Source organism: Polaromonas sp. P1_G2, from assembly GCF_056405515.1.
In genome coordinates this window covers 1-407 of record NZ_JBFUBY010001414.1, presented here as the reverse complement: position 1 = coordinate 407, position 407 = coordinate 1, and the positions used below count along the sequence as shown (strand labels likewise).

Annotated in this window: 1 protein-coding gene; it reads left to right on the top strand. The window is 63.1% G+C overall.

The annotated features are described in order from the left end of the window. A partial coding sequence (locus AC1D0P_RS30840; RefSeq protein WP_477680207.1) for a PfkB family carbohydrate kinase occupies window positions 1-407 on the top strand: 407 nt, incomplete at both ends.

Genomic DNA, 407 nt, shown 5'->3' with positions numbered 1-407 from the left:
GCGCAAGGCGATCCGCATCGCCAAGGAGAGCGGCGGCAAGGTGATTTTCGACATCGACTATCGCCCCAATCTCTGGGGCCTCGCCGGCCATGCCGAAGGCTTCGAGCGTTATGTGAAATCCGATCGCGTCTCGACGCTGATGAAATCGGTGCTGCCGGATTGCGACCTGATCGTCGGCACCGAGGAAGAGATCATGATCGCCTCGGGCGCCGATAGTGTGCTCGCCTCGCTGAAAGCGATCCGGGCGGCGACGCCGGCGACCATCGTGCTCAAGCGCGGCGCCATGGGCTGCATCGTCTATGACGGCCCGATCTCCGACAATCTCGAAGACGGCATTGTCGGCCAGGGCTTTCCGATCGAGGTCTATAATGTGCTCGGCGCCGGCGACGCCTTCATGTCCGGCCTGC